The sequence below is a fragment of the Streptacidiphilus rugosus AM-16 genome (assembly GCF_000744655.1).
GTDB lineage: Bacteria > Actinomycetota > Actinomycetes > Streptomycetales > Streptomycetaceae > Streptacidiphilus > Streptacidiphilus rugosus.
In genome coordinates, this window is record NZ_JQMJ01000004.1 from 947315 (window position 1) to 967491 (window position 20177).

General features: G+C 72.1%; 19 protein-coding genes and 1 pseudogene. 10 read left to right on the forward strand and 10 right to left on the reverse strand.

Annotated elements, in window-relative coordinates:
• Nucleotides 1–30 precede the first annotated feature (30 nt).
• On the reverse strand, nt 31–2364 hold the full coding sequence (locus BS83_RS13360) for a M4 family metallopeptidase (RefSeq protein WP_051943011.1): 2334 nt from the start codon (nt 2362–2364) through the stop codon (nt 31–33).
• A gap of 449 nt (nt 2365–2813) precedes the next feature.
• Here BS83_RS13360 and BS83_RS13365 point away from each other — a divergent pair, with 449 nt between their 5' ends.
• From BS83_RS13365 to BS83_RS13395, 7 genes are all read left to right on the forward strand, one after another.
• Complete coding sequence (locus tag BS83_RS13365) at nt 2814–3557, forward strand: class E sortase (protein ID WP_084713441.1); 744 nt, start codon at nt 2814–2816, stop codon at nt 3555–3557.
• Nucleotides 3558–3672: 115 nt separating this feature from the next.
• Nucleotides 3673–4836 carry a serpin family protein gene (locus BS83_RS13370; RefSeq protein ID WP_037604100.1) on the forward strand — a complete coding sequence of 388 codons (1164 nt, stop codon included), beginning with the start codon at nt 3673–3675 and terminating at the stop codon, nt 4834–4836.
• A gap of 168 nt (nt 4837–5004) precedes the next feature.
• On the forward strand, nt 5005–5256 hold the full coding sequence (locus tag BS83_RS13375) for a hypothetical protein (protein ID WP_157597169.1): 252 nt from the start codon (nt 5005–5007) through the stop codon (nt 5254–5256).
• A gap of 430 nt (nt 5257–5686) precedes the next feature.
• Nucleotides 5687–6841 (forward strand): GNAT family N-acetyltransferase, encoded by a 1155-nt coding sequence (locus BS83_RS13380; protein ID WP_037604103.1) that lies wholly within the window; start codon nt 5687–5689, stop codon nt 6839–6841.
• Complete coding sequence (locus BS83_RS13385) at nt 6838–8010, forward strand: LuxE/PaaK family acyltransferase (protein WP_037604105.1); 1173 nt, start codon at nt 6838–6840, stop codon at nt 8008–8010. The genes BS83_RS13380 and BS83_RS13385 overlap by 4 nt, the downstream gene beginning before the upstream one ends.
• Nucleotides 8007–10526 carry an acyl-CoA reductase gene (locus BS83_RS13390; RefSeq protein ID WP_037604106.1) on the forward strand — a complete coding sequence of 840 codons (2520 nt, stop codon included), beginning with the start codon at nt 8007–8009 and terminating at the stop codon, nt 10524–10526. Before BS83_RS13385 ends, BS83_RS13390 begins: the two co-directional genes overlap by 4 nt.
• A gap of 84 nt (nt 10527–10610) precedes the next feature.
• Complete coding sequence (locus BS83_RS13395) at nt 10611–11885, forward strand: phenylacetate--CoA ligase family protein (protein WP_037604107.1); 1275 nt, start codon at nt 10611–10613, stop codon at nt 11883–11885.
• A gap of 98 nt (nt 11886–11983) precedes the next feature.
• Here BS83_RS13395 and BS83_RS13400 read toward each other — a convergent pair whose 3' ends face one another.
• On the reverse strand, nt 11984–12298 hold the full coding sequence (locus tag BS83_RS13400) for a VOC family protein (RefSeq protein ID WP_037604108.1): 315 nt from the start codon (nt 12296–12298) through the stop codon (nt 11984–11986).
• 403 nt (nt 12299–12701) lie between these two features.
• On the opposite strand from BS83_RS13400, the gene BS83_RS13405 reads away from it, so the two are divergent.
• Nucleotides 12702–13289 (forward strand): hypothetical protein, encoded by a 588-nt coding sequence (locus BS83_RS13405; protein WP_037604110.1) that lies wholly within the window; start codon nt 12702–12704, stop codon nt 13287–13289.
• Between the two features lie 433 nt (nt 13290–13722).
• On the opposite strand, the gene BS83_RS13415 is transcribed toward BS83_RS13405, so the two are convergent.
• A complete protein-coding gene (locus BS83_RS13415) occupies nt 13723–14037 on the reverse strand; it encodes an antibiotic biosynthesis monooxygenase (protein WP_063774157.1) in 315 nt (104 codons plus the stop codon).
• Between the two features lie 150 nt (nt 14038–14187).
• On the opposite strand from BS83_RS13415, the pseudogene BS83_RS49120 reads away from it, so the two are divergent.
• Nucleotides 14188–14326, forward strand: a pseudogene (locus BS83_RS49120) (IS630 family transposase); the annotation flags it as partial.
• Nucleotides 14327–14490: 164 nt separating this feature from the next.
• Here the strand turns inward: BS83_RS49120 and BS83_RS13420 are convergent.
• A complete protein-coding gene (locus tag BS83_RS13420; RefSeq protein WP_037604113.1) occupies nt 14491–14931 on the reverse strand; it encodes a VOC family protein in 441 nt (146 codons plus the stop codon).
• A gap of 190 nt (nt 14932–15121) precedes the next feature.
• Nucleotides 15122–16117, reverse strand: a complete 996-nt coding sequence (locus BS83_RS13425) for a sigma-70 family RNA polymerase sigma factor (RefSeq protein ID WP_232248270.1) — start codon at nt 16115–16117, stop codon at nt 15122–15124.
• A gap of 153 nt (nt 16118–16270) precedes the next feature.
• Here BS83_RS13425 and BS83_RS13430 point away from each other — a divergent pair, with 153 nt between their 5' ends.
• Complete coding sequence (locus BS83_RS13430; protein ID WP_051943015.1) at nt 16271–16903, forward strand: dihydrofolate reductase family protein; 633 nt, start codon at nt 16271–16273, stop codon at nt 16901–16903.
• Nucleotides 16904–16924: 21 nt separating this feature from the next.
• Here BS83_RS13430 and BS83_RS13435 read toward each other — a convergent pair whose 3' ends face one another.
• The 5 genes from BS83_RS13435 to BS83_RS13455 all read right to left on the reverse strand — a co-directional run bounded on the left by BS83_RS13435 (nt 16925) and on the right by BS83_RS13455 (nt 20078).
• On the reverse strand, nt 16925–17839 hold the full coding sequence (locus BS83_RS13435; protein ID WP_051943016.1) for a CAP domain-containing protein: 915 nt from the start codon (nt 17837–17839) through the stop codon (nt 16925–16927).
• Nucleotides 17840–18220: 381 nt separating this feature from the next.
• Nucleotides 18221–18655 carry a hypothetical protein gene (locus BS83_RS13440; RefSeq protein WP_037604117.1) on the reverse strand — a complete coding sequence of 145 codons (435 nt, stop codon included), beginning with the start codon at nt 18653–18655 and terminating at the stop codon, nt 18221–18223.
• Entirely contained in the window at nt 18652–19404 is a 753-nt protein-coding gene (locus tag BS83_RS13445) for an SDR family oxidoreductase (RefSeq protein WP_037604118.1), read from the reverse strand. Before BS83_RS13445 ends, BS83_RS13440 begins: the two co-directional genes overlap by 4 nt.
• Before the next feature lie 93 nt (nt 19405–19497).
• Nucleotides 19498–19788, reverse strand: a complete 291-nt coding sequence (locus tag BS83_RS13450; RefSeq protein ID WP_037604119.1) for a hypothetical protein — start codon at nt 19786–19788, stop codon at nt 19498–19500.
• Nucleotides 19785–20078: a hypothetical protein gene (locus BS83_RS13455; RefSeq protein ID WP_037604121.1), complete on the reverse strand. Its 294-nt coding sequence runs from the start codon at nt 20076–20078 to the stop codon at nt 19785–19787. The genes BS83_RS13450 and BS83_RS13455 overlap by 4 nt, the downstream gene beginning before the upstream one ends.
• Nucleotides 20079–20177 lie beyond the last annotated feature (99 nt).

Sequence of the window (20177 nt, forward strand, 5' to 3'; positions counted from 1 at the left end):
CAGGGGTGCCGCCCCGTCAGGTACGCGCGGTCAGCTCGCGTTCAGCGCCGTGTCGTCGATGACGAAGGAGGTCTGCAGCGAGGCGTCCTCGGTGCCGGTGAACTTGAGGGTCACCGTCTGGCCCGCGTAGGCCGAGAGGTTGAAGGACCGCAGCTGGTAGCCGGTGGCCTTGTTGAGGTTGGAGTAGGTGGCCAGGGTGGTCGAGCCGACCTGGACGGTCAGCTTGTCGAAGGCCGTCGTGGTGGTGGTCTCGGCGGTGTCGATGTGCAGGTAGAAGGAGAGCGTCGCCGAGCAGCCCGCCGGGATGGTCACCGTCTGGGAGAGGGTGTCCGTGTGGGTGGTGCCGTAGCCGTTCAGCCACGCCTTCCAGGAGCCGGCGTGGGCGGGCTCACTGCTGGAGCTGTCGACGACGCCCGCGCTCGCGGTCCAGGGCGCGGCGCTGCCGGTCTCGAAGCCGGGATTGCCGAGCTTCTGGCCCGCGCCGGTGCAGCCGCCGCCGGTCGGGCTGACCGTCAGCGAGAAGGTCGCGGTGTGGGTGGCGGACGCACCGGTACCGGTGACGGTGACCGTGTAGGTGCCGGTCGGCGTCGACGAGCCGGTGGTGATCGACATCTGGGCGGTCCCGCCGGCCGTCACCGAGGCCGGGCTGAACGTCGCGGTGGCGCCGCTCGGCAGGCCGGACGCGGAGAGGTTCACGGTCTGGGCGGATCCGCTGGTGAGCGCGGTCGTCACGCTCGCGGTGAGGCTGCCGCCGGGGTTGACCGAGCCGGAGGCCGGAGACACGGCGAGGGAGAAGTCGTTGACGCCGGTGGTGCAGGTCGGGTCACCGGACTGGGCCGGGACGCTGACCGCGTTCCACGCGGCCTTGACCGTGTTGAACTCGGCGCACGAGGGGTCGAGGTTCTTCGCGGCCTGCAGCGTCCAGGTGCGATAGGTCAGGTACGAGCTGGCCGAGTTCTTCATCAGCTGGGCGTTGTACACGACCTTGAGGGCGTTCTGGATGCCGATGCCGGTGACGGAGGAGCTGTTGCAGGTCGGGCTGGCCGGACCGCCGGCCGGGTTGCTGCCCTGGGACACCAGGTAGAACCAGTGGTTGCCGGGCCCCGCGGCGGCGTGGACCTCGTCGCCGGGGACGCTGCTGGAGTAGCAGTTGGGGTCGCCGTTGACCAGGGAGGGGTTGTACATGTTGCGGATCGGCCCGGTGCCCACCAGGTTGATCTGGTTGCCGACCAGGAAGTCGGGGACCGCGTAGGGCGCGGGCTCGTTGAGGAACGCCTCGGTCGACGCGCCGTAGGTGTCCGCGATGAACTCCTGGGTGCCGTTGCCGGAGATGCCGCCGGGGGTGTGGTCGTCGACGCCGTGGCCCATCTCGTGGGCGATGACGTCGATCGCGCCGATCCACTGGCCCGCGTCGTTGTGCCCGACCTGGACCTCGGTGCCGTCGTAGTAGGCGTTGACGTCGGCCAGGCCGACCCGGATCGGCCACGCGCCGCCGCTGCCGTCCATGCCGTTGCGACCCAGCCACTGCGACAGCATCCGGAACTCGCCCTGCGCCCCGTACAGGGCGTCGACGCAGCCGGTCTCCTTGCTGGTGGCGTCGCCGTTGCCCCAGGTGTCGGTGGACTTGGTGAACGTCGTGTTCGTGGCCGCGTCCTGGCAGGGCATGTTGGTGATGCCAGGGGAGTTCATCGAGAAGCTGCCACCCGAGGAGGTGGTGCCGATGGTGAGCGGCTCCGGGCCGTTCCAGGCGCCGGTGGCGCTGCCGTGCATGACGTGCTCCTGGGTGTGCAGCACCGCCCCGGTGCGGGCGTCGACGTCGACGCTGAGGCGGCTGACGCCGTCGCTCCCGGTACCGTCGACCGTGGTCTCCCACGCCAGCGCGGCAGGTCCGGAGCCCAGGGCGTAGACGACCAGCCGGGTGCCCTCCGTCCTGGTCACCTTCGTGAGCCGGCCCGCGGCGACGGACGCGGCCTTGGCGCTGCTGATGGTGGGGGTGACGGACAGGGCGCCGATCGGACGCCGCTGGGCCACGGAGTGGGCGAGCACCTGCCCGGCGCTGTTGGTCACCACCACGAAGTCGCCGCCGACCACCGGCACGCCGTGGTAGGTGCGGTCGTAGGGCACGTACTGGGTACCCGCCGAGGCGACGACCGTGTGACGGACGAACTGGTCGTTGGCGCTTGCCTGGAGGAAGGCCGGACGCGCGGCGACGAGCGCGTCGGCGCTCTGGGCGGCCAGCGCCTGGGCGTTGGGGGCGGGTGTCGGCGCCGGTGCCGCCCCGGCGCTCGGAGCGGCTGCTAAGCCGCCGATCAGCGCGGTGACGGCCACCGCACCCGCGGCGACGCCGGCTCGTGTCCTCTTCATGGAGACCTGGTCCTCTCAGTGGTCGGCCCGGTGAGCCCGCTGGCTCAGGGGAGATTGCGGACGAGCACAGGCAGATCAGAGCCAACCCAACATGGACATGCCAAGTCCGAGGACATGGCGGTGCCCAGGCGTGCGCAGAGCGCGGAAGGGGGACGACGAGCATGTCACCACGACGAAGGGTGGTCTCTCGTCCAAAAGGGAACCAGCGGTCTCACGGTGAGTCAAGAGGAAACTCTTAGACTGCTCCTGTTGACGACTCACGCGGTTCGCGCTAAAGCGACTCCCGGATTCCGGTATGCGCCCTGCGCCATGAGGGCGCCGACGGGCCGTCCCGCGACGACCCGGGAGCATCGCGGCGCCGCTCACCCGGAGGGACTCGCGCCACGCGCCGTCGTCGGGCCCGCTGCCTACGATGGCCGTGACCCGGCCGTTGATCCGCAGGGAGCACCATGAGCCGTCTCCGTCTGGCCGCCGTTCCCCTCGCGGGCATAGTGGTCTCCGCGCTGTTCGGGTGTCCGGCGACGGCGTCCGCGAGTAAGACGGGGGCGGTCCACCGCGGCGGACAGAGCAGAACGCTGCCGGACGGCACTCCCGCCGCGCCGCCGCCCCGGGCTCGCAGGACCGCCACCATGACGCTGACCATCCCGTCGATCGGCATCCGGAACCTGCGGGTCGTCGCCTACGCCGGGACGACCGACGACTGGCCCGGCACCCGGATCCAGGACCGCGGCCTCACGGCGACCCCCTTCGGCCCCCACGGTGGCGTCGGCCCGGGTGAGATCGGCAACTTCCTGGTCACCGGCCATCGAACCGCCGACGGCGGCCCGTTCCACGCCGTGCCCTCGCTCAAGGCCGGCGCCAGGGTCCTGGTCTCCACGGGCGGCGTCACCTACGTGTACGCGATCACCGGCACACGGAGGACCGACTTCCGGTCCGCGCGCTCACTCGCCGCGCAGCGAGCCGCCGTGCCCGGCCGCCCCGGCGAGAAGCCCGCCCAGGCCATGCTCACGCTCTCCACCTGCGCGACACCCGAGGACGCCGCCGCGGGCGACACCTGGCACGACGACAAGGGCAACCCCCGACACCGGATCGACAAGATCGGCGTCCTGGTCGGCTGGTCGCGGTCGGGCAGCACGGCGAGGCCCCACCCGCTCGCCGCCGGCGAGGTGCCCGTCCGACACCGGTCTACGTGATTGCCCCGATGCCGAGGCGACGCCGGGTGCGACAGGCTCGTCGTCGTGCACCGAGGCGCCCCGTTCCGGTTCGGGTCGTCGCGCACCCTGCGCGCGGTGCGAGAGGGGAGGCCGCATGGCGGCACAGGCCACGACCGCTCAACTCGTCGGCGAGATACAGAGGTTCGCCGCGCGCCTGCTGACGGGGGTCGTCGAGGACGCGGCGCCGCGAGCCGCGTCCGGCGACTTCACCTGCGCACCCGTGGGTCTGTGGCTGGCACTGTCGGCCCTCGCCTCAGGAGCCGGGTCCGAGACGGCTCGGGAGCTGCGCGACCTGCTCGGCGCGGCAGGGCCGGAGGCCGCCTCCGCGGCCACCGCCGCGACGGAGCAGCTGGCCCTGACGGACGGCGTCGCGGTCGCGACGGCCGTGTGGTCGCGCACGCCGGTCTACCGGGAGTACCGCGAGCGCCTGCCGGACGTCGCCTTCGGCCACCTCGACCCGGCCGACGTCTCGGCGATCGACCGCTGGGTGTGGGGAGCCACCGAAGGAATGATCCACCAGCTGCCGGACCCTCCGGAGCCGGACGAGCTGCTGCTGCTCGTCAACGCGCTGCAACTGGACGGCACATGGTCCTCGCGGTTCAAGCAGGAGAAGACCGCGGACCGGGCCTTCACCGACGCCCTGGGCGTCGAGCACCTCGTCCCGACCATGGCCACGAGCCTGCCGCGGCCCGCGTACGCGTGGACCGTGGAAGCTCCCTCCGGCAACCCCGATGAGGACGTGGAGGTGGTGGCGCTGCTCTGCAGCGCGGAGCCCGACCGTCTGCCGCTGCAGGTGAGCTGCGTCCTGGGAGCTCCGGGCCGGGGCCCGGCGGAGGTGCTGCCCGCCGCCTGGGCGGCGCACGAACGCCGCCGCCCGATCGACGCGGACGCGGTCACCATCACCCTTCCGCAGCTCCACCTGGAGACGCACCTGCGTGTGGAGGAGCTTCTCCCCTCGCTCGGCGCGCCGCTGGCCGTGTCCGACCGTGCGGACTTCTCCGGCATGTCCCCGGAAGCCCTGCGACTCGGCAGGCTCACCCAGGAGTCGGTGCTGCGGATCGACGAGAAGGGCGTCCGGGCGGCGGCGGTGACGCAGAGCTGGACGAGAACGCTGGGTGTATCCGGTCGGGTACCGCGTACCAGGCACATCGCCTTCGACAGGCCCTTCGGTCTGGTGGTCTTCGCCGGCAGCACCGGGCTCCCGTTGTTCACCGCCTGGCAGGCGTCGGCACCCAGGTCACCCCACCGACACGACTGACGGTCTTCCGATGATCCGACGGAAGCGGGGGCGGGCGGCGCGCGCCCGCTTCCGTCAACGCCATTCGGGGAGGTTCACCCGTGTCGCGCGTGACGTTCCGAGCATCCCGGCTGGAGTATGTGACCGATTCCTCACGTTCTTCCCTTCACTCCTGAAAGGTCCGAGGTCATGATCCGTCGTCTTGGAACCGTGCTGGCGGGCGGTCTGCTGCTGACGATCGTCGGTCTGACGACGCTGCCCACGACAGCGTCCGCCGACATCACCAGCGGTGACACCCCCTCCCAGACCTACGTCTGCAACGTCGGCGACTCGGACTCCACGGCCACGGTCCAGACGACCGACATCGACAGCGCCTCGGCGATCATGCCGAGCCTCCTCGGCATGAAGCTGAGCAACTGCCGTCTGAACTCAGCGCGGTAACGCCGCCCCGGGGGGTGGGGGGCGCACCGGCGGCGTCCCGCCGGGGGCCGCAATCCTCGAAGCGATTCACGTCGTGTGCGACGTACATCGCGGATTCGGCCGGCATTCACCTCTCGCCGGGGTGTTGTTCGTCCTCCGTGTGATCCTCATCGCATTCACCTGCCTCCGTGCGGCGAAAAGCACTTGACGCGTCATTAGCACCGTTCCCGACAGGTTATGGTGGATCTTGCCTTCCGCTCGCAGCGCGGATCAGGCTCCTCCATTCGGTCCACTGCCCTTGCTGGCCAACACACCCGCACGGACCGCGGAACGCCGCTCACAGCGGTCGTCACAGCGCGCGGAAACCTCATTCAGGGACCGCCCCGATTGCGAGGACGAAATCCGGTCCCGGGTGAACCCCGGCGGCCCGGGGGGACTTTGGGGAGGTACATTGGCTGCGCAATTCCGTGCTGCATGCACGGACGATATCGACGAACTGCTGACGCTCTATCGGGCGGTCTACGGCAGCTCGTACACCCTGCCTCTCGGCACCGACCGCGAGGTGATGGCCCGGGAGATCAACTCCCCCACGACCACCTGGCTGGTGGCCAGGCAGGGCGCACACGGGAGCCTGGTCGCCTCGATCCTCGGCACCGTCTCCCCGAGGGAGCGGCTGGGCAAGCTCCAGGGGCTGGCCGTGCACCCCGACGCCCGGGGCGGCGGAGTCGCGCGGCAGGCGGTGCGGGAACTGAGCGACCGGCTGCTCGACGAGCAGCCGGTGGACTCGGTCTACGCGACCGCTCGCACCAACTCCACCGCGCCGCAACGGATATGCCTGCAGAGCGGGTTCCGCGCCCTGGGCGTCTTCCCCAATCTGCGCAAATCCGACCGGCACGAGACGATGGTCCTGCTCGCCCGCCACCGTCCCGGAGTGCTCGAGCAGCGCCTCGCCGTACCACGTGTGCCCGCCGGGCTCGGCGGGCTGGTCGACGCCCTGCACCAGGCTGTGGGGCTGTCCGGGGCGCCACGGCCGCGGGTGGACCAGCGGCCGTCGCGGAACCCGTCCGAGCCGGCGCCTCCGGACGCCGCACCGGCCTTCGAAGTAGTGGACGCGCCCGCGTTCGTCCGGCGCCGGCTCGCCACCGCCGTGCCCGATCCCGAGGACCGGTTCTACCCCTTCCACGCGCCCAACGTGCTCCTCGCGGCCGAGGACGGCGGCTTCGAGGTCTACGCCCAGTTGAACCGGAGCGACGGCTACTGCGCCCTGGTCGCCACGGCTCCCGGACTGCCCGAACGCGGGGGCGACCTCGACGCCGTGATCAGCACCCTCTCCGACCAGGGCGCGCTGCACATCGAGATGCTGCTGCCGCTGGACCGCTACGCGGACCTGGACCTGCTGCTCGGCAACGGGTTCCTGCCCGCCGCCGCCTACCCGGCGATGCGCAGGGAGAGCGACGGCTACCGCGACTACGTGGTGATGGCGCGCACCATGAAGCCCCTCGACTTCCGCGGACTGGCCATCGACGCCGCCTTCCGCCCCTTCACCGAGCAGTACATCGAGCTGTGGAAGCAGCAGTACCTCAACACGCACGGGATATTCCATTGAGCCAGTACCTCGAACCGGTCGCGGTCCCCGACCCGGCCGCGCTCGCCCACGTCCAGCAGTTGTGCGACATAGCCGAGCCCTACGCGGTCGGCCCGGAACTGGACGCGTTGTTCGTCCGGGCCATGAACGAGTCCAACGCTTGGCACGCCGCCCGGTCCCCGTTCTTCGCCCGCCTGTGGGAGTCCGGACCCACCGCGGGAGCTCCTCTCGCCGGGATCGACGAGCTGGACCGGCTGCCCTACGTGCACGCCAACTTCTTCAAGGCCCACGAGGTCGTCTCCGTCCCCGAGCAGGACGTGACCCTGCACGTCACCTCGTCGGGGACCACCGGACAGAAGTCGCAGATGTTCTTCGACGACTGGACGCTGCGCAACGGGCAGCGGATGGTCGCCAGGGTCTTCGACTCCTACGGCTGGCTGGGCGAGGAGGAGCCGGTCAACTACCTGCTCTCCAACTACCAGCCCCGGCCGGGACTCAACCTCGGCACCTCCTTCACCGACGAGTACCTGTGCCACTTCGCGCCGGTGCGCTCCGTCGAGTACGCGCTCAAGCACACCGGCGCCGGCCACGAGTTCGACCCGTTCGGCTGTGCGCGGGCCCTGCTGCGCTACGCCGAGGAGGGCGCCCCCGTGCGGATCCTCGGCTTCCCCGCCTTCCTCTCCTTCACCCTGGACCGGATGCGCAACCTGGGCCTGCCGCCCGTGCGGCTCGACCCCCGCTCGCTGGTCGTCTTCGGCGGCGGCTGGAAGGGACACGCGGACAAGCAGGTCGCCAAGCCCGAGCTCTACCGCCGCATCCACGACCAGCTCGGGATTCCCGACGAGCGGATCCGCGACGGCTACGGAGCCGTGGAGCACTCGGTGCTCTACATGGAGTGCGCCAACCACCGCCTGCACGTGCCGACCTGGTCGCGGATGCTGGTCCGCGACGTGGGCACGCTGGAGCCGCTGCCCTACGGGGAGCGCGGCTACGCCCAGTTCGTCTCCCCGTACATCACCTCGGTGCCGGCCCAGTCGGTGCTCATGGGCGACCTGGTCTCGCAGCACTCCCCCGAGGAGTGCGGCTGCGGTCTGCCCACCCCCTGGTTCGCCGTGCACGGCCGGGCCGGGGTCAGCCGCAACCGCAGCTGTGCCGTCGCCGCCGCCGAACTGCTCAAGGGAACGTCATGACGATCGATCAGCACTACTGGCAGGGCGCCTGGGTGGACGACACCGAGGCCGACGGGCGACTGGACCGGCTCGGCGACGACGTGCGGACGGCGCTCGGGCAGCGGCTGAGCCCGCTGGTCGTGCTGGCCGCCTGCGACCGGCTGGCCGCCGACCTGACCGACCCGCACGGCGCCCGCTCGCTGCGCCTGGCCGCCGCGCTGGAGGCCTCGGGCGTGCCCGCCCACGAGGCCGCCCGCACCCTGCGCGACGTCACCGAGGCGCTCGGCCGGGAGCCGCTGGAGGCCAAGCTCACGCGTGAGCTCGGCGGGATCGACCCGGGCCGGCTGGCCCGGTTCGACTTCCGCCGCGAGATATTCGAGGCCTGGCTCCCAGTCGGACTGCTGGTCCACGTCGCCCCGGGCAACGCCCCGGCCGCCGGCGCGCTCAGCGTCGTCGAGGGCCTGCTGGCGGGCAACGTCAACGCGGTCAAGACCAGCGGCGGCTCCCGGTTCACCCAGCTGCTGCTGGCCGACCTCGCGGAGCTGGACCCGAGCGGGCTGATCGCCACGCACACCATCGTGCTCAACTTCCCCTCCAGCCGGGTCGACTGGCTGCGGCGCATGTGCGAGCAGGCGGACGCGGTCGCCGCCTGGGGCGGCGAGGAGGCCGTCGCCGGGGTGGCGGCCCTGGTGCCGCCGGGCTGCCGACTGGTCGACTGGGGCCCCAAGCTGTCCTTCGGCTACCTGACCGAGGACGCGTGGTCCTCGCCGGAGACGCTGCGCGGGATCGCCGACGACATCTGCCGACTGGACCAGCAGGCCTGCTCCAGCCCCCAGGTCGTCTACCTCGACACCGACGACCCCGAGGAGGTCTTCGCCTTCGCCGGGCGTTTCGCCGAGGTCCTCGGCCGCGCCGTGGCCGAGATCGCCCCGGCCCCGCCAGCGCTGCTGGAGCGCGCCGAGATCAGCAACACCGTGCTCGTCGCCCGGCTGGAGGAGCACCTGGGCCTGACCCGGGTGCACGAGGGGGCGGACGGCACCTGGCGGGTCCTGGCGGACACCCGCAGCGCGCTGCGGGCCTCCCCGCTGCACCGCACGGTGTGGGTGAAGCCGCTCCCGCGCACGCGGATCGTCGAGGTGCTGCGGCCGATGCGCCGCTACCTGCAGACGGTCGGCCTCGGCGCCTCCCGCGCCGACACCGCGGAGCTGGCCCAGGCCGTGCTCGCGGCGGGCGCCCAGCGCGTCACCGTCCCGGGCAGGATGCTGGACAGCTACGACGGCGAGCCGCACGACGGCGTGTACGCGCTGCAGCGCTACAGCCGCAGGGTCGACGTCCAGTTGGGCGCCGCCTTCGCGGGCGACGCGTGCCTGGACGACCTGGTCGCGGCCCGCGAACTGACGCCGCCGCACGTCGAGGTGGTGTCCAAGAGCGACTTCGAGCTGCTGCAGGACGACCTGAGCCGGGCGGAGGTCTTCTTCCGCAGCGGGGGCAGCTCCGGCGCGCCGAAGCTGTCGGCGTTCACCTGGGACGACTACCACGAGCACATGCGCTGCGGTGCGGAGGGACTGCTCGCGGCGGGCTTCGACGTGCGCACCGACCGGGCGATGAACCTGTTCTTCGGCGGGCTGCTCTACGGCGGCTTCTCCAGCTTCTTCTCCGTGCTGGAGACCCTGCAGGCCGTGCAGTACCCGATGGCCGCCCAGGACGACCACGCGCTGGTCGCCCGCTCGATCGTCGAGCACCGGGTGAACGCGCTCTTCGGCATGCCCAACTACCTGATGCGCGTCTTCACGGAGGGAGAGGCCGAACTGCGCGCCTACCGGGGCGTGCGCAAGGTGTTCTTCGGCGGCGAGCACTTCCCGCAGGCGCAGCGGGACTGGCTGCGCTCGGAGTTCGGCGTCGAGGTGGTCCGCTCGGCCGCCTACGGCAGCGTGGACGCGGGCCCGCTGGGCTACCAGTGCCAGGCCGCCCCGGACCGGGTGCACCACCTGTTCAGCGGGCTGCAGACGCTGGAGATCCTCGCGGTGGAAGAGGACCGTCCCACGGCGGTGGGCGAGACCGGCCGCCTGGTCTTCACCGCGCACACGCGGCGCGGCCAGCGCCTGGACCGCTACGAGATCGGCGACCTGGGGCGCTGGGTGCCCGGCGACTGCCCGTGCGGTCGCCGCACGCCCCGCTTCGAGCTGCTGGGCCGCTTCGGGGACATCTTCCGCAGCGGCAGTCACTTCCTCAACGTCCGCCGCTTCGTCGCCGTGGCCGAGGAGACCCTCGGGCACCGCGGCGCCCTGCAGATCGTGCTGGACGAGGACGCCGCCGGGGAGTCGCTGACGGTACGGCTGGAGGCAGAGGCGGACCCGCTACCGCAGGAGGCCGCTCGACAGGCCTTCCTCGACGGGTACCCCGAGCTCGCGGCCGCCGTGCTGCGCGACCGCCTGGTGGAGCTACGCGTGGAGCACCTGCTGTCGGACGCCTTCGAGCGCACCGCCGCCAGCGGCAAGCTTCCGGCCGTGGCCGACCACCGCATCCGCAACCGCTGACGGCCACTCCGGGTCGGACGGTCCCCGCCGTCCGACCCGGGGGCCGCCGACCATCCCACGAGACGACACGGACACGACCCGACGATGAACCATCACCAGACCGCGGACCTGATCGCCTTCGCGCGCGAGCACTCGCCGTTCTACCGTGACCTGTACGCCGACCTGCCCCCTGCGACGACCGAGCTCACCGCGCTGCCCCTGGTCGACCACTCCGCCTTCTGGGAGGCCCACGGCACCACCACCAGCCGGATCCTGACCGGGCCGCACGACGACGGCATCGTGTTCAAGACCGGCGGCACCACCGGCGCGCCCCGCGTCTCCCGCTACACCCGTGCGGAGTGGCGCGCGATGTGCCACCGCTTCGGCGAGGGCCTGCCCGCCGCCGGGCTGCTCCCCGGGGACCGGGTGGCCAACCTCTTCTACGCGGGCGAGCTGTACTCCAGTTTCGTCTTCACGCTCAACCTGCTCCAGGAAGCGCCGATCCCCACCGTCCAGCTCCCCATCGGCGGCGCCGCACCGCTGGACTCCACCATCGCCACCCTGCGCGACTTCTCCGCGACGGTGCTCGCCGCCCCGCCCACCTCGCTGTGCCGGCTGGCCCGCGAGGTCGTGGCCGAGCAGGGCACGCTGCCGGACGTGCGCCTGGTCCTCTTCAGCGGCGAGGCCTTCTACGGCGACCAACTCGCCCTGCTGGCGGAGGCGTTCCCCTCGGCCCAGGTCCGCTCCATCGGCTACGCCAGCGTCGACGCGGGCATCCTGGCCGGCCCGGTGGCCGACGAGCCCGACGCCCGCATCCACCAGGTCTTCACGGCGGACAAGATCGTCGAGCTGCTGGACCCGGTCACCGGTGAGCCGATCGAGCAGCCCGGCCGCCCCGGCCGCGTGGTCGCCACGGACCTCGCCCGCCGGCTCATGCCGATCATCCGCTACCCGGTGGGCGACCTCGCGGAGTGGGTGGACTTCCCCCGGCGACGCTTCCGGCTGCTCGGCCGCTCCGAGGAGGGCGCCCGCGTCGGCCCGGTGACCGTCTACCTGGAGGACCTGCGCACCCTCGTCTCCACGGCCGACACCCACCACCACGTCGCCGACCTGCAGATCGTCCTCCGCCACCACGCCGAACGCGACGAACTGGTCCTGCGCCTGGCGTTCTCCGACGCCAACGCCCCCGACGCCGGGGAGCAGGCAGCCCTGGCCCGGGCGCTCACCCTCCGCCTCGCCGACACCCGCCCGATGTTCGACTCCCACGTCCGCAGCGGCCTGATCCACCCCCTCGCGGTGGAGTGGGTCCCCGCCACCGACCTGAAGGTCAACCCCCGCACGGGCAAGCTCGTCCGCCTCCTGGACGAACGGATGGGCTGAGCCCTGTTCCATCCGGCTGGAATGTCCCGCAGACAATCTCCGTGGCGTCCACAGCCGGGCCCTCCGTGGACCGGGATCTGCGGCAGCGATTGAGGGGGTCAGGCTGCGTGGATCTCGACTGTGCGTCCGTCGGGATCGCTGAGAATGTGGCCTCCCGGGGTGAGTGGCGGAGTCGCCGTCGCGCCGTCGATGGCAAGGCCGAGGCGGAGGGCGGAAGTCTCACGTCCTTGGCGGGCTGGGTAGAGCTCGAACACCATGCCGTCCGGGAAGACCGCGGCGTAGTGCACGGGACCCTGGCCGTGCCGCTCTGCGGTGAAGGCCAGGCCGAGGTGCTGGTAGAACTGCAGGCAGTCCGCAAGCCGCGGTGAGTACAGCACCAACAGGGTCACGCCGACCGGTTTCGGGTCACTCATAGGCTCCTGGCCTTTGCTGATGTCGACGGGGATGAACGTATCGCAGCAACTGCCGAAGGGGGCGGGCGAGTTCTGCGGATTGCATGGGTCGCTGCGACCCGTTCCGGGCCGCGACGGCATCGGCGATCGCGGTCCGGGCCAAGGGCTGGACGTGCGCCGCCGGAGCCGGCACCGCGGGGCCCAGGCCGCGCCGCCTCCGGACTCCACCTGTGACGGCACCGGCTCCCGCGGTCCGCGCCACCGATCGAGCGGGTCGGGTCTCGGGGCCGTCTCTCCCGGGTCTCATCCGCGTGCCAGTTGGGGCGGATCGCTGCTGGGAGCGTTGTGGGAGGAGGCGGTGGCCGGGTTCCATGGTCCCGATGCCGTGCAGGGGCGGCAGACGCCTGACCGTTCGGGGGAACACATGTCGAGCACGCCCGTCCTGCCATCGACCCAGCCGGCGAGCGGCACCCGCCCTGCCTGGGTCGGACTCCGGTGGTTCGCCCTCGTCTTCGCCGGCCTCTACGCCCTGCTGTGCCTGTGGCGCCTCGGCTGGACGGTCCACGAGAACAGCCTGCTGACGACCGTCAACGACCGGCATCCCGGCTCGATGATGAAGAATCTCCAGTCCGAGCTCAGTCCGGAGATCATCTTCGCCGCCGCCCTCTACGCCACCCTGGTGCCGATGCTGCTGTTCTCCGTCTCGTTCGCACTCTCGGCCCGGCTGGACCTTCTCGGCGCCTGGCAGAACCCACGAGAAGTCACGCGCCACTGGGGCGCCTACCTCTACCTGGTCGGCCTGCTGGGTACCCTGCTACTGCTCGCGGTGCTCCCCGGCCAGGGCTACAACCCCTACCCCAATCCCTTTCCCCGCCCCGACACCGACGGAGGGATCGTGGCCGCCGGCCACCACGTCGAGCTGTCGATGGGCCTGCACGCGCTGTGCGCCGTGCTCCTGATCGCGGGCCTGATCGGGCTACGCCGACGGATGGGGCGTGGATCCGCCGGCTGAGGCGGCTCGAGCCAGGCCGGCTGGGCCGGCGCGCGAGCGTCAGCTCAGGGCGCCCGCCGGGCAAGGTCGCCGCCTGGGAGGGAGTATGAGCTTGTATCAGTTGTGACGTCGGGACTGCTGTCTGAGATGAGCCGAGCCATCATGCGATGCCGCTCCCAAATGCGTGGGCAGTCCTCCTCTACGAGCTCGGGGAGGACCTGCTCAAGCTCGTGGAGGAGGACCCTGATGGCGTTCAGATACCGCGCGTCGAAGGACTGGCGCCAGGTGCAGCACCGCCCGATCGTCGCGCGACCGATGGCCAATCAGGACACGGTCGTGGCGCAGACTCTTGAAACGAGGTGCGCCGCATCGCTCAGCAGGGTCCCGCCAGCAGGGCATCGATGAGGCGATCTACGTCATCCGGACGTCATCCCGCCAAGCACCTCATTCTGGACTACGGGATTTCCGGTTGCGGGGTGATCCACTCGTCCACCACGTCGAAGATGTCGAACGTGGATTCGATGTCGAGGTCATGGAAGAGGCGCGGCGCCGTTGATCCCATGGGCGACGCGCGCATCGCCTCCATGGAGGTCCGGTCCCGCCAGAGGGTCTGGACCCGCCAGTGGCCGTCCTGGCCGCGCAGGAGTTCGGTCTGGAGGAGGCCGTCGGGGTGGGGCTGGGCGACCAGGCGGTGGTAGGCCGCGATCAGTTTGGCCTCGTGCTCCGCCGGAAGGCTCAGGTTGGCCTCGACCAATACCCAATTGATCATGCGCAACCCCAGTCGGAGAGTCCGGCGACGAGCCCCTTCCACCACGCTAGGCCCGAGCCGCGCGGCCCGCGCGGTGGCCGGGCCGTGGGTGCGACGGGGGAGCTACTGGCCTCGGCTCGTCAGGGCGAGGTCCCCGCACGCAGGGTGGCCGAGCGCGACGACGCCGATCTGGCGGCGGTCGCCCTGGGCCGACTCGAAGCCTCGTCCGCAACGACTCAAGCGCCTGCAGTACCGGCCAGACATCCTCGACGGCTTCATAGCCGGCACCGGTCTGACCCTCGACAACCCACCCACACTCGGACGAGCCGAAGTCAGGATGTGGACGGGAGCGGGCGGGCGTGTCGAAGTGGCGTGCTCCACCAGCTGCCGGGTCCGCTGGCCTCGGCGAGTTCTTGCTGCCCGCCCGCGCCGCGCTGGTGCCGCTCCCCGATCGGCGCCCACCCGACACCGCACTCACTGCATGCAGAACTCGTTGCCCTCCGGGTCCTGGAGCGTCACGTGGAACCCGGCGGGCTCGTCGACCCGGTACAGGACGGTGGCTCCGAGGGCGGTGAGCCGCTCGGTCTCGGCGTCGAGGCGGTCGGGGCCGACGTTGAGATCCAGGTGCAGCCGGTTCTTGCCTGCCTTCGCCTCGGGCACGGTCTGGAACAGCAGGCGGCGGCCCGAGTCCTCGCGGGTGCTCCCCGGCAGTACGGCGGCCGCGGCGGCGGACCAGGCGAGCCGGCCGTTGTGGGTGACGACGTCGGTGTCGTCGGCGTACCCGGCGTCGAGCGCTGCGCGGACGGCGGGTTCGTGGTCCTCGACGGCCCAGCCGAGGGCAGCGGCCCAGAAGTCGGCCAGGCGGTGGGGGTCGGCGGCGTCCACGGCGATCTGGAATCTCACGGGAGAGGTCATGCCGCCACGATAGTGACTGATACGAGGATGAACGGAAGTGAGCAACAGGGTCCGCAACCGGCTCGAACGCCTGCCGAGTCCACGTCCTCCGAGGGGGTGTCGCTCGGCAGCCTGTGTCCGCACCGTCTCCCGGCGCCACTGTCCTGCGGCGGTCGGCCCGCCGTCTTGTGGTCACCCTGATGTGCCGGGGTCAGTAACGGCTCGGGAGGGAGCGCGGGAGTCCGAACCAGGGCAGGAGGGTGGTGTCGAAGCGGGTCAGCGCGCTGATGCGGTCGCCCGCGAGAGTGAGGACGAAGACGCCGGTGCCGTGGCTGATGCCGTGGGCGGTGCGGAGGTACGCGCCGAAGGCCGGCTGGCCGTTGGCCCGGGTGGGGACCAGTTCGAAGCTCCGGCCTGCCCGGAAGACCGTGGTGCAGAAGCGGGCGGCCGCCTCCCGGCCCTCGTACTCGAAGGGGACCGGGGGCATGGAGATGAAGACGTCGTCCGTCAGCAGGCTCACCAGCGCGTCGAGGTCGGCGGACTCCCACGCGCGGACGAACTCCGCCACGATGGCGCCCTCCGCGGCCGAGCCGGACCCCGGCGCGGGCGCGGGCTGTCGGTGTTTCAGGGCGGCGCGGGCGCGCTTCAGAGCGCTGCTGACCGAGTCGACCGTCGAGTCCAGCATCGCGGCCACCTCGTCGGCGTGGAACCCGAGGACGTCGCGGAGGACCAGAACGGCGACCTGGCGGGGTGTCAGCGTCTGCAGGGCCGTCACGAAGGCCAGGGAGACCGACTCGGCCTGCTCGTAGCGGGCCTCCGGCCCCAGCGGCGCGTCGACGAGCGGTTCCAGCAGCGTGTCGGGGTACGGCTGCAGCCAGACGACCTCGCCGAGCCGGGTCGGCTCCGGCGGTTCGACCTGCGGCACGTCCCACTCCCTCGCCCGCCGCCGGCTCGCCGAGCGCCGCGCGTTGAGACACCGGTTGGTGGCGATCCGGTACAGCCAGGTGCGCAGCGAGGCCCGCTGCTCGAAGCCGCCGAGCCCACGCCAGGCGGCGACCAGCGTCTCCTGCAGGGCGTCCTCGGCGTCCTGCAGCGATCCGAGCATCCGGTAGCAGTGCACCTGCAGCTCCGCGCGGTACGGCTGAACCAGGGCGCGGAACGCCTCGCCGTCCCCTGCCCTGGCCTTCGACATCAGATCGCCCGCCACTCCTGTGCCACCTCTCTCGCGTACGACGTGCCCGTCCACTCCGTACCGACACCGGTCGGCGCGTGAACCGGGCGGCCGGCACCCGCCCGGTTCCGCCGATGCGGCGGTGTCCACCTCACCGGTCGCCCGACCACCGAGCAGAGGAGCACCGCCATGGGAACGATCGTCGTCTTCGAGAACGTCTCACTCGACGGAGTGACGCAGGACCCGACCGGCGAGGAGGGCTTCGGCCGCGACGACTGGCGCGCCCGCCTCGCCCCGGGCGACCGTGCGGCGTGGGCCGAGCTCATCCTCGACGACGCCTCCCGCGCGAAGGCGCTGCTGCTGGGGCGACGGAGTTACGAGTTCTTCGCCGCACGGTACCCGCACCGCAGCGGCGCGCTGGCGGACAGGCTGAACGGCCTGCCCAAGTACGTCGTCTCCGCCACCCTGACCGATCCCGCCTGGAACAACGCGACGGTCCTGGCCGGTGGCGTCGTCGACGAGGTTTCGGCGCTGAGGGAGAAGGTGGACGGCGAGATCCGCGTCTACGCCAGCTCCCACCTCGTGCACACCCTGATGGAGCACGACCTCGTCGACGAGCTGCGCCTGGCGGTCTTCCCGCTCGTGATGGGCGCGGGCGACCGCGTTTTCGACCAGAAGGGCGTCCCTGACCCCAGGACCCTGCGCCTGGTCGACACCCGTCGGGTCGGCGACGGCCTCGCCCACCTCACCTACCGCTGTGTCCCGAGCGGCAACGCCACGGCGACCGCGTCGGCCGACCGGACCGGTCGCCGTCGGGGGTGAGGCGGGCGGCCCGCCCGCGGCTCAGTCCGAGAAGTCCTGGGTCATGTAGACCGTTCCGTCGCCGGTCCGCTGGATCACGATGCCGATGTGGCGGAACGAGCTGCTCAGGATGTTCCGGCGGTGGCCGTCGTTCGGCGGCTGCTCCGCCAGCATGCTCTTGGTCAGGCCCACCGCCATCGAGGCGATCGCCGCGTCGGTGTTCGCCATCGGACCGCCCTCGCCGATGTTCTCGCCGCAGGCGCCCCAGTGGACGCCCGCATCGGTGATGCGGGTGCCGAGATCGGCCTCACCCGGGCACTGGTGCGAGAGGCCGCACCCGCTCATCATCACCGCGTTGTGGGCCCCGGCGCTCCTGGTGAGGCCCTGGGTCAAGGTGTAGGCGGGCAGACCGGCCTGCGCCCGGGCCTGGTTGATCACGGCCAGCACTTGCTGGACGGCGTAGGCGTTGCCCGCTCCCGCGGGCGTCGTGCCGGAGCCGCCGCCGGAACCCCCGGGGGCCTGCGGGGTCGAGGTCCGCGCGGGCCGGGTCTGCCCGGAGCCCGACCGTGCGGTCGGCTTCGTGGTGTGCGCCGGGGTCGGGTGCGCCGTCGCGGTCGGCGAGGCCGACGCGGTGGCCGAGGCGCTGGCGGAGGCGCCGGCCGACGCACCCGAGGCGTCGCCCGTCGCCGTGTCGGGCGAGGCCGAGCCGACCACGGGGGCGGCGGGCGGAGCGCCCACCTGTTTGCCGGCGGAGGAGGCGTGCAGGGCGAAGGCCCCCACCGAGCCTGCGCACGCCACCGCGGCGACGGCCACGAGCGGCGTGACCAGCCCGCGCCTGCGCTTTCGGTGCCGGTTCCCCGCGCGTGCCTGGGGTTGCGACGTCGTCCACTCCCCGTCGCCGGCCCCGGGTATCCAGCGCCCTGGCTGCGTGCCCTGCTCGTCCGTCTGCCAGTCCATCTTCGTGCCTCCGTCGCCGGATCGGTTTCGTGCCGTCACATGGGAGACCTGAGGAACAGCGTCAGGTCACACAAACTGACGATCGAATTTCGACGATGCCGCTCACAGCGGAAGAATAGGCCCCGCCCCGCGACGGGATCGAAGCCCGAACCGGCGGCCAGGGGAGGTGCGCGGCATGGATGTTCCGTTCCTGAGGGTGGCCGCCCACCGTGGTCGTCGGGCGGAGCCTGGACGGCTACCCCACCGGCGACGTGCTGCGGAACCTTCGCCGGGACGGCATCACCGACCCGCTCCTCCGCCGGCTGACCCCCTGACGTCCCGTCGCCACCCGGTGCGGCGCCCCGTGGACTTCCCCCGCCGCCGGAACGCCACCGGGACCGCTCAGGCCGCAGGTCCGTCGCCCGGCCGCCGCCGCCTGGGCGGGGGAAGAAGGAGGAGCAGCGCCGCCGCCGGCACCAGGGTCAGGGCGACGAGGTTCAGGGCCTGGTCGGCGGCGCCGTACATGTCCAGGTGCCGCACGTGGAAGCCGAGGTGCAGCACGCTGAACACCAGCCAGGTCGTGGCCGCGGCCCGCGCCAAGGGCCGGTCGAGCGGTCGGCGGGCGGCGGCGAGGGTGAGGACGGCCAGGGCCAGGTAGAAGGCGCCGACGTCGGAGGCGAGGTGCTGGTTGGCGGGGCCGAGCGGCGGGAGCCAGTGGTGGCCCAGGCCGGGGAAGGACCGGTACCAGCCGTCCGGGGCGAGGTAGGCCCAGCCGCCGATCCAGAGCCCCACGGCGGCGAGGAGCACCAGCACCGTCCGCCGGACGGCGGCGTTCACCGCGTGCCTCCGCCGGTGCGCTGCAGCCAGGCGTCGAAGGTCTCGGTGCCGCGCATCCCCGGGCCTTCGGGCAGCAGGCCGGTGCCGGCCATGGCCCTGCCCGTCTTGCCCGGCAGCCGCACCGGGACGACCAGGGTGCGTCGGCCCCTGGTCCGCAGCAGGCGGCGGGCCAGCACGGTCATGTCCTCCTCCTGCGGCCCGGCCAGCTCAGGGGCCATGCCGACGGGCGCCTGCACGGCGAGGCGGACCAGTGCCTCGGCCACCTCCCGTGCCGCCACCGGCCGGCTGCGCATCACCGGCACCACGGCGACCGGCCCTGGCACGCGGGCCAGCACCTGCCCGGCGAACTCGTGGAACTGGGTCGCCCGCAGCACGGAGCCGGGGACGTCCGCCGCCAGCACCAGTTCCTCCTGGCGGCGCTTGCCCAGGTAGTAGCCGAAGTCGACCCGGTCGCAGCCGACGATCGACAGGGCGACGTGGTGCTTGACCCCGGCCCGGCGCCCGGAGTCCAGCAGCCGTCGCGTGGTCTGCTCGAAGAACGCGATCGACGTGCGCGCACTCGTGGACGTGACGTTGCTCACGTCGACCACCACGTCCGCGCCCTCCAGAGCCGGCTCAAGACCGGCGCCCGTCATCAGGTCCACCCCGGCGGACCGGGCCAGGGCCACCGGCTCGTGCCCGGCCTCCCGCGCGGCCTCGACGACCAGCCGTCCGACCATCCCCGTGCCACCGGCCACTGCGATACGCATTGTCTTCACCCTTCGGCTGTCCCTGTGGGAGTTGCTCCCTTCAGGTGGACAGGGCAGCCGCGTCAGATGTGACATCGCCGGGTCCGGCGGACGTCAGCCCAGCCAGATGAGGTTGGTGACGAAGAGCTCCAGGCGTTCCCGGTCGGGCAGGTAGTAGACCACCACCGGCTCGCGCGGGACGTCGAGGGCGTAGCGGCCGTCGTCCAGTCGCAGTCCGGGCGGGCGGCGCCCCGCGGTGACCGCGCTGCCGGCCTCCAGGGCCGCGCCGCGCAGGAACAGCAGGAGTGCGCGGTAGAGGCGCTCGTCCCCCGACTTGAGGACGGCCTGCAGGGTGTCGGCGGCGTGCTCGCTCGCGGTGAAGCTCCAGCGGGGCGGCCGGCTCACCCGCCGTCCAGGGCGTCGACGCCGCCGAGCGGGGCGGCCAGCTCGTCCAGGGTGACCCGGCGGGCCGACGACGGCAGCGGCGCGCGGTCGTACTGGTCGAGCAGCGCCTGGTAGCGGCCGCGCTGCAGCACCTCGTCGATCTCCGGTCCTGCGGTGGCGGCCATCGCCTCGGCGTAGAACTGCAGGCGGGCGGCCGGAGACGCCAGCGCGGGGCCGATCGCCTGGATGTTCGCCGGGATGTCCGGGACGCGCGGGTCCTCGCCGTCGTGGTCGATGGCCTCGACGCTCATGACCGCCTCCTCGGTTCCGGCTCCCTCCCACCGTAGCGGCCCCGCCCCGGACGGCACACTCCTCCCGGCCGCGCGGGCGCGGTCCGGCGCCCCCGCGGG

Coding starts and splice junctions, on each gene's coding strand:
- BS83_RS13365 (WP_084713441.1), top strand. CDS start 2,814: ATGAGCCGTCTCCGTCTGGCCGCCGTTCCCCTCGCGGGCATAGTGGTC.
- BS83_RS13395 (WP_037604107.1), top strand. CDS start 10,611: ATGAACCATCACCAGACCGCGGACCTGATCGCCTTCGCGCGCGAGCAC.
- BS83_RS13390 (WP_037604106.1), top strand. CDS start 8,007: ATGACGATCGATCAGCACTACTGGCAGGGCGCCTGGGTGGACGACACC.
- BS83_RS13415 (WP_063774157.1), bottom strand. CDS start 14,037: ATGATCAATTGGGTATTGGTCGAGGCCAACCTGAGCCTTCCGGCGGAG.
- BS83_RS13445 (WP_037604118.1), bottom strand. CDS start 19,404: ATGCGTATCGCAGTGGCCGGTGGCACGGGGATGGTCGGACGGCTGGTC.
- BS83_RS13400 (WP_037604108.1), bottom strand. CDS start 12,298: ATGAGTGACCCGAAACCGGTCGGCGTGACCCTGTTGGTGCTGTACTCA.
- BS83_RS13435 (WP_051943016.1), bottom strand. CDS start 17,839: ATGGACTGGCAGACGGACGAGCAGGGCACGCAGCCAGGGCGCTGGATA.
- BS83_RS13455 (WP_037604121.1), bottom strand. CDS start 20,078: ATGAGCGTCGAGGCCATCGACCACGACGGCGAGGACCCGCGCGTCCCG.
- BS83_RS13405 (WP_037604110.1), top strand. CDS start 12,702: ATGTCGAGCACGCCCGTCCTGCCATCGACCCAGCCGGCGAGCGGCACC.
- BS83_RS13420 (WP_037604113.1), bottom strand. CDS start 14,931: ATGACCTCTCCCGTGAGATTCCAGATCGCCGTGGACGCCGCCGACCCC.
- BS83_RS13375 (WP_157597169.1), top strand. CDS start 5,005: ATGATCCGTCGTCTTGGAACCGTGCTGGCGGGCGGTCTGCTGCTGACG.
- BS83_RS13360 (WP_051943011.1), bottom strand. CDS start 2,364: ATGAAGAGGACACGAGCCGGCGTCGCCGCGGGTGCGGTGGCCGTCACC.
- BS83_RS13430 (WP_051943015.1), top strand. CDS start 16,271: ATGGGAACGATCGTCGTCTTCGAGAACGTCTCACTCGACGGAGTGACG.
- BS83_RS13370 (WP_037604100.1), top strand. CDS start 3,673: ATGGCGGCACAGGCCACGACCGCTCAACTCGTCGGCGAGATACAGAGG.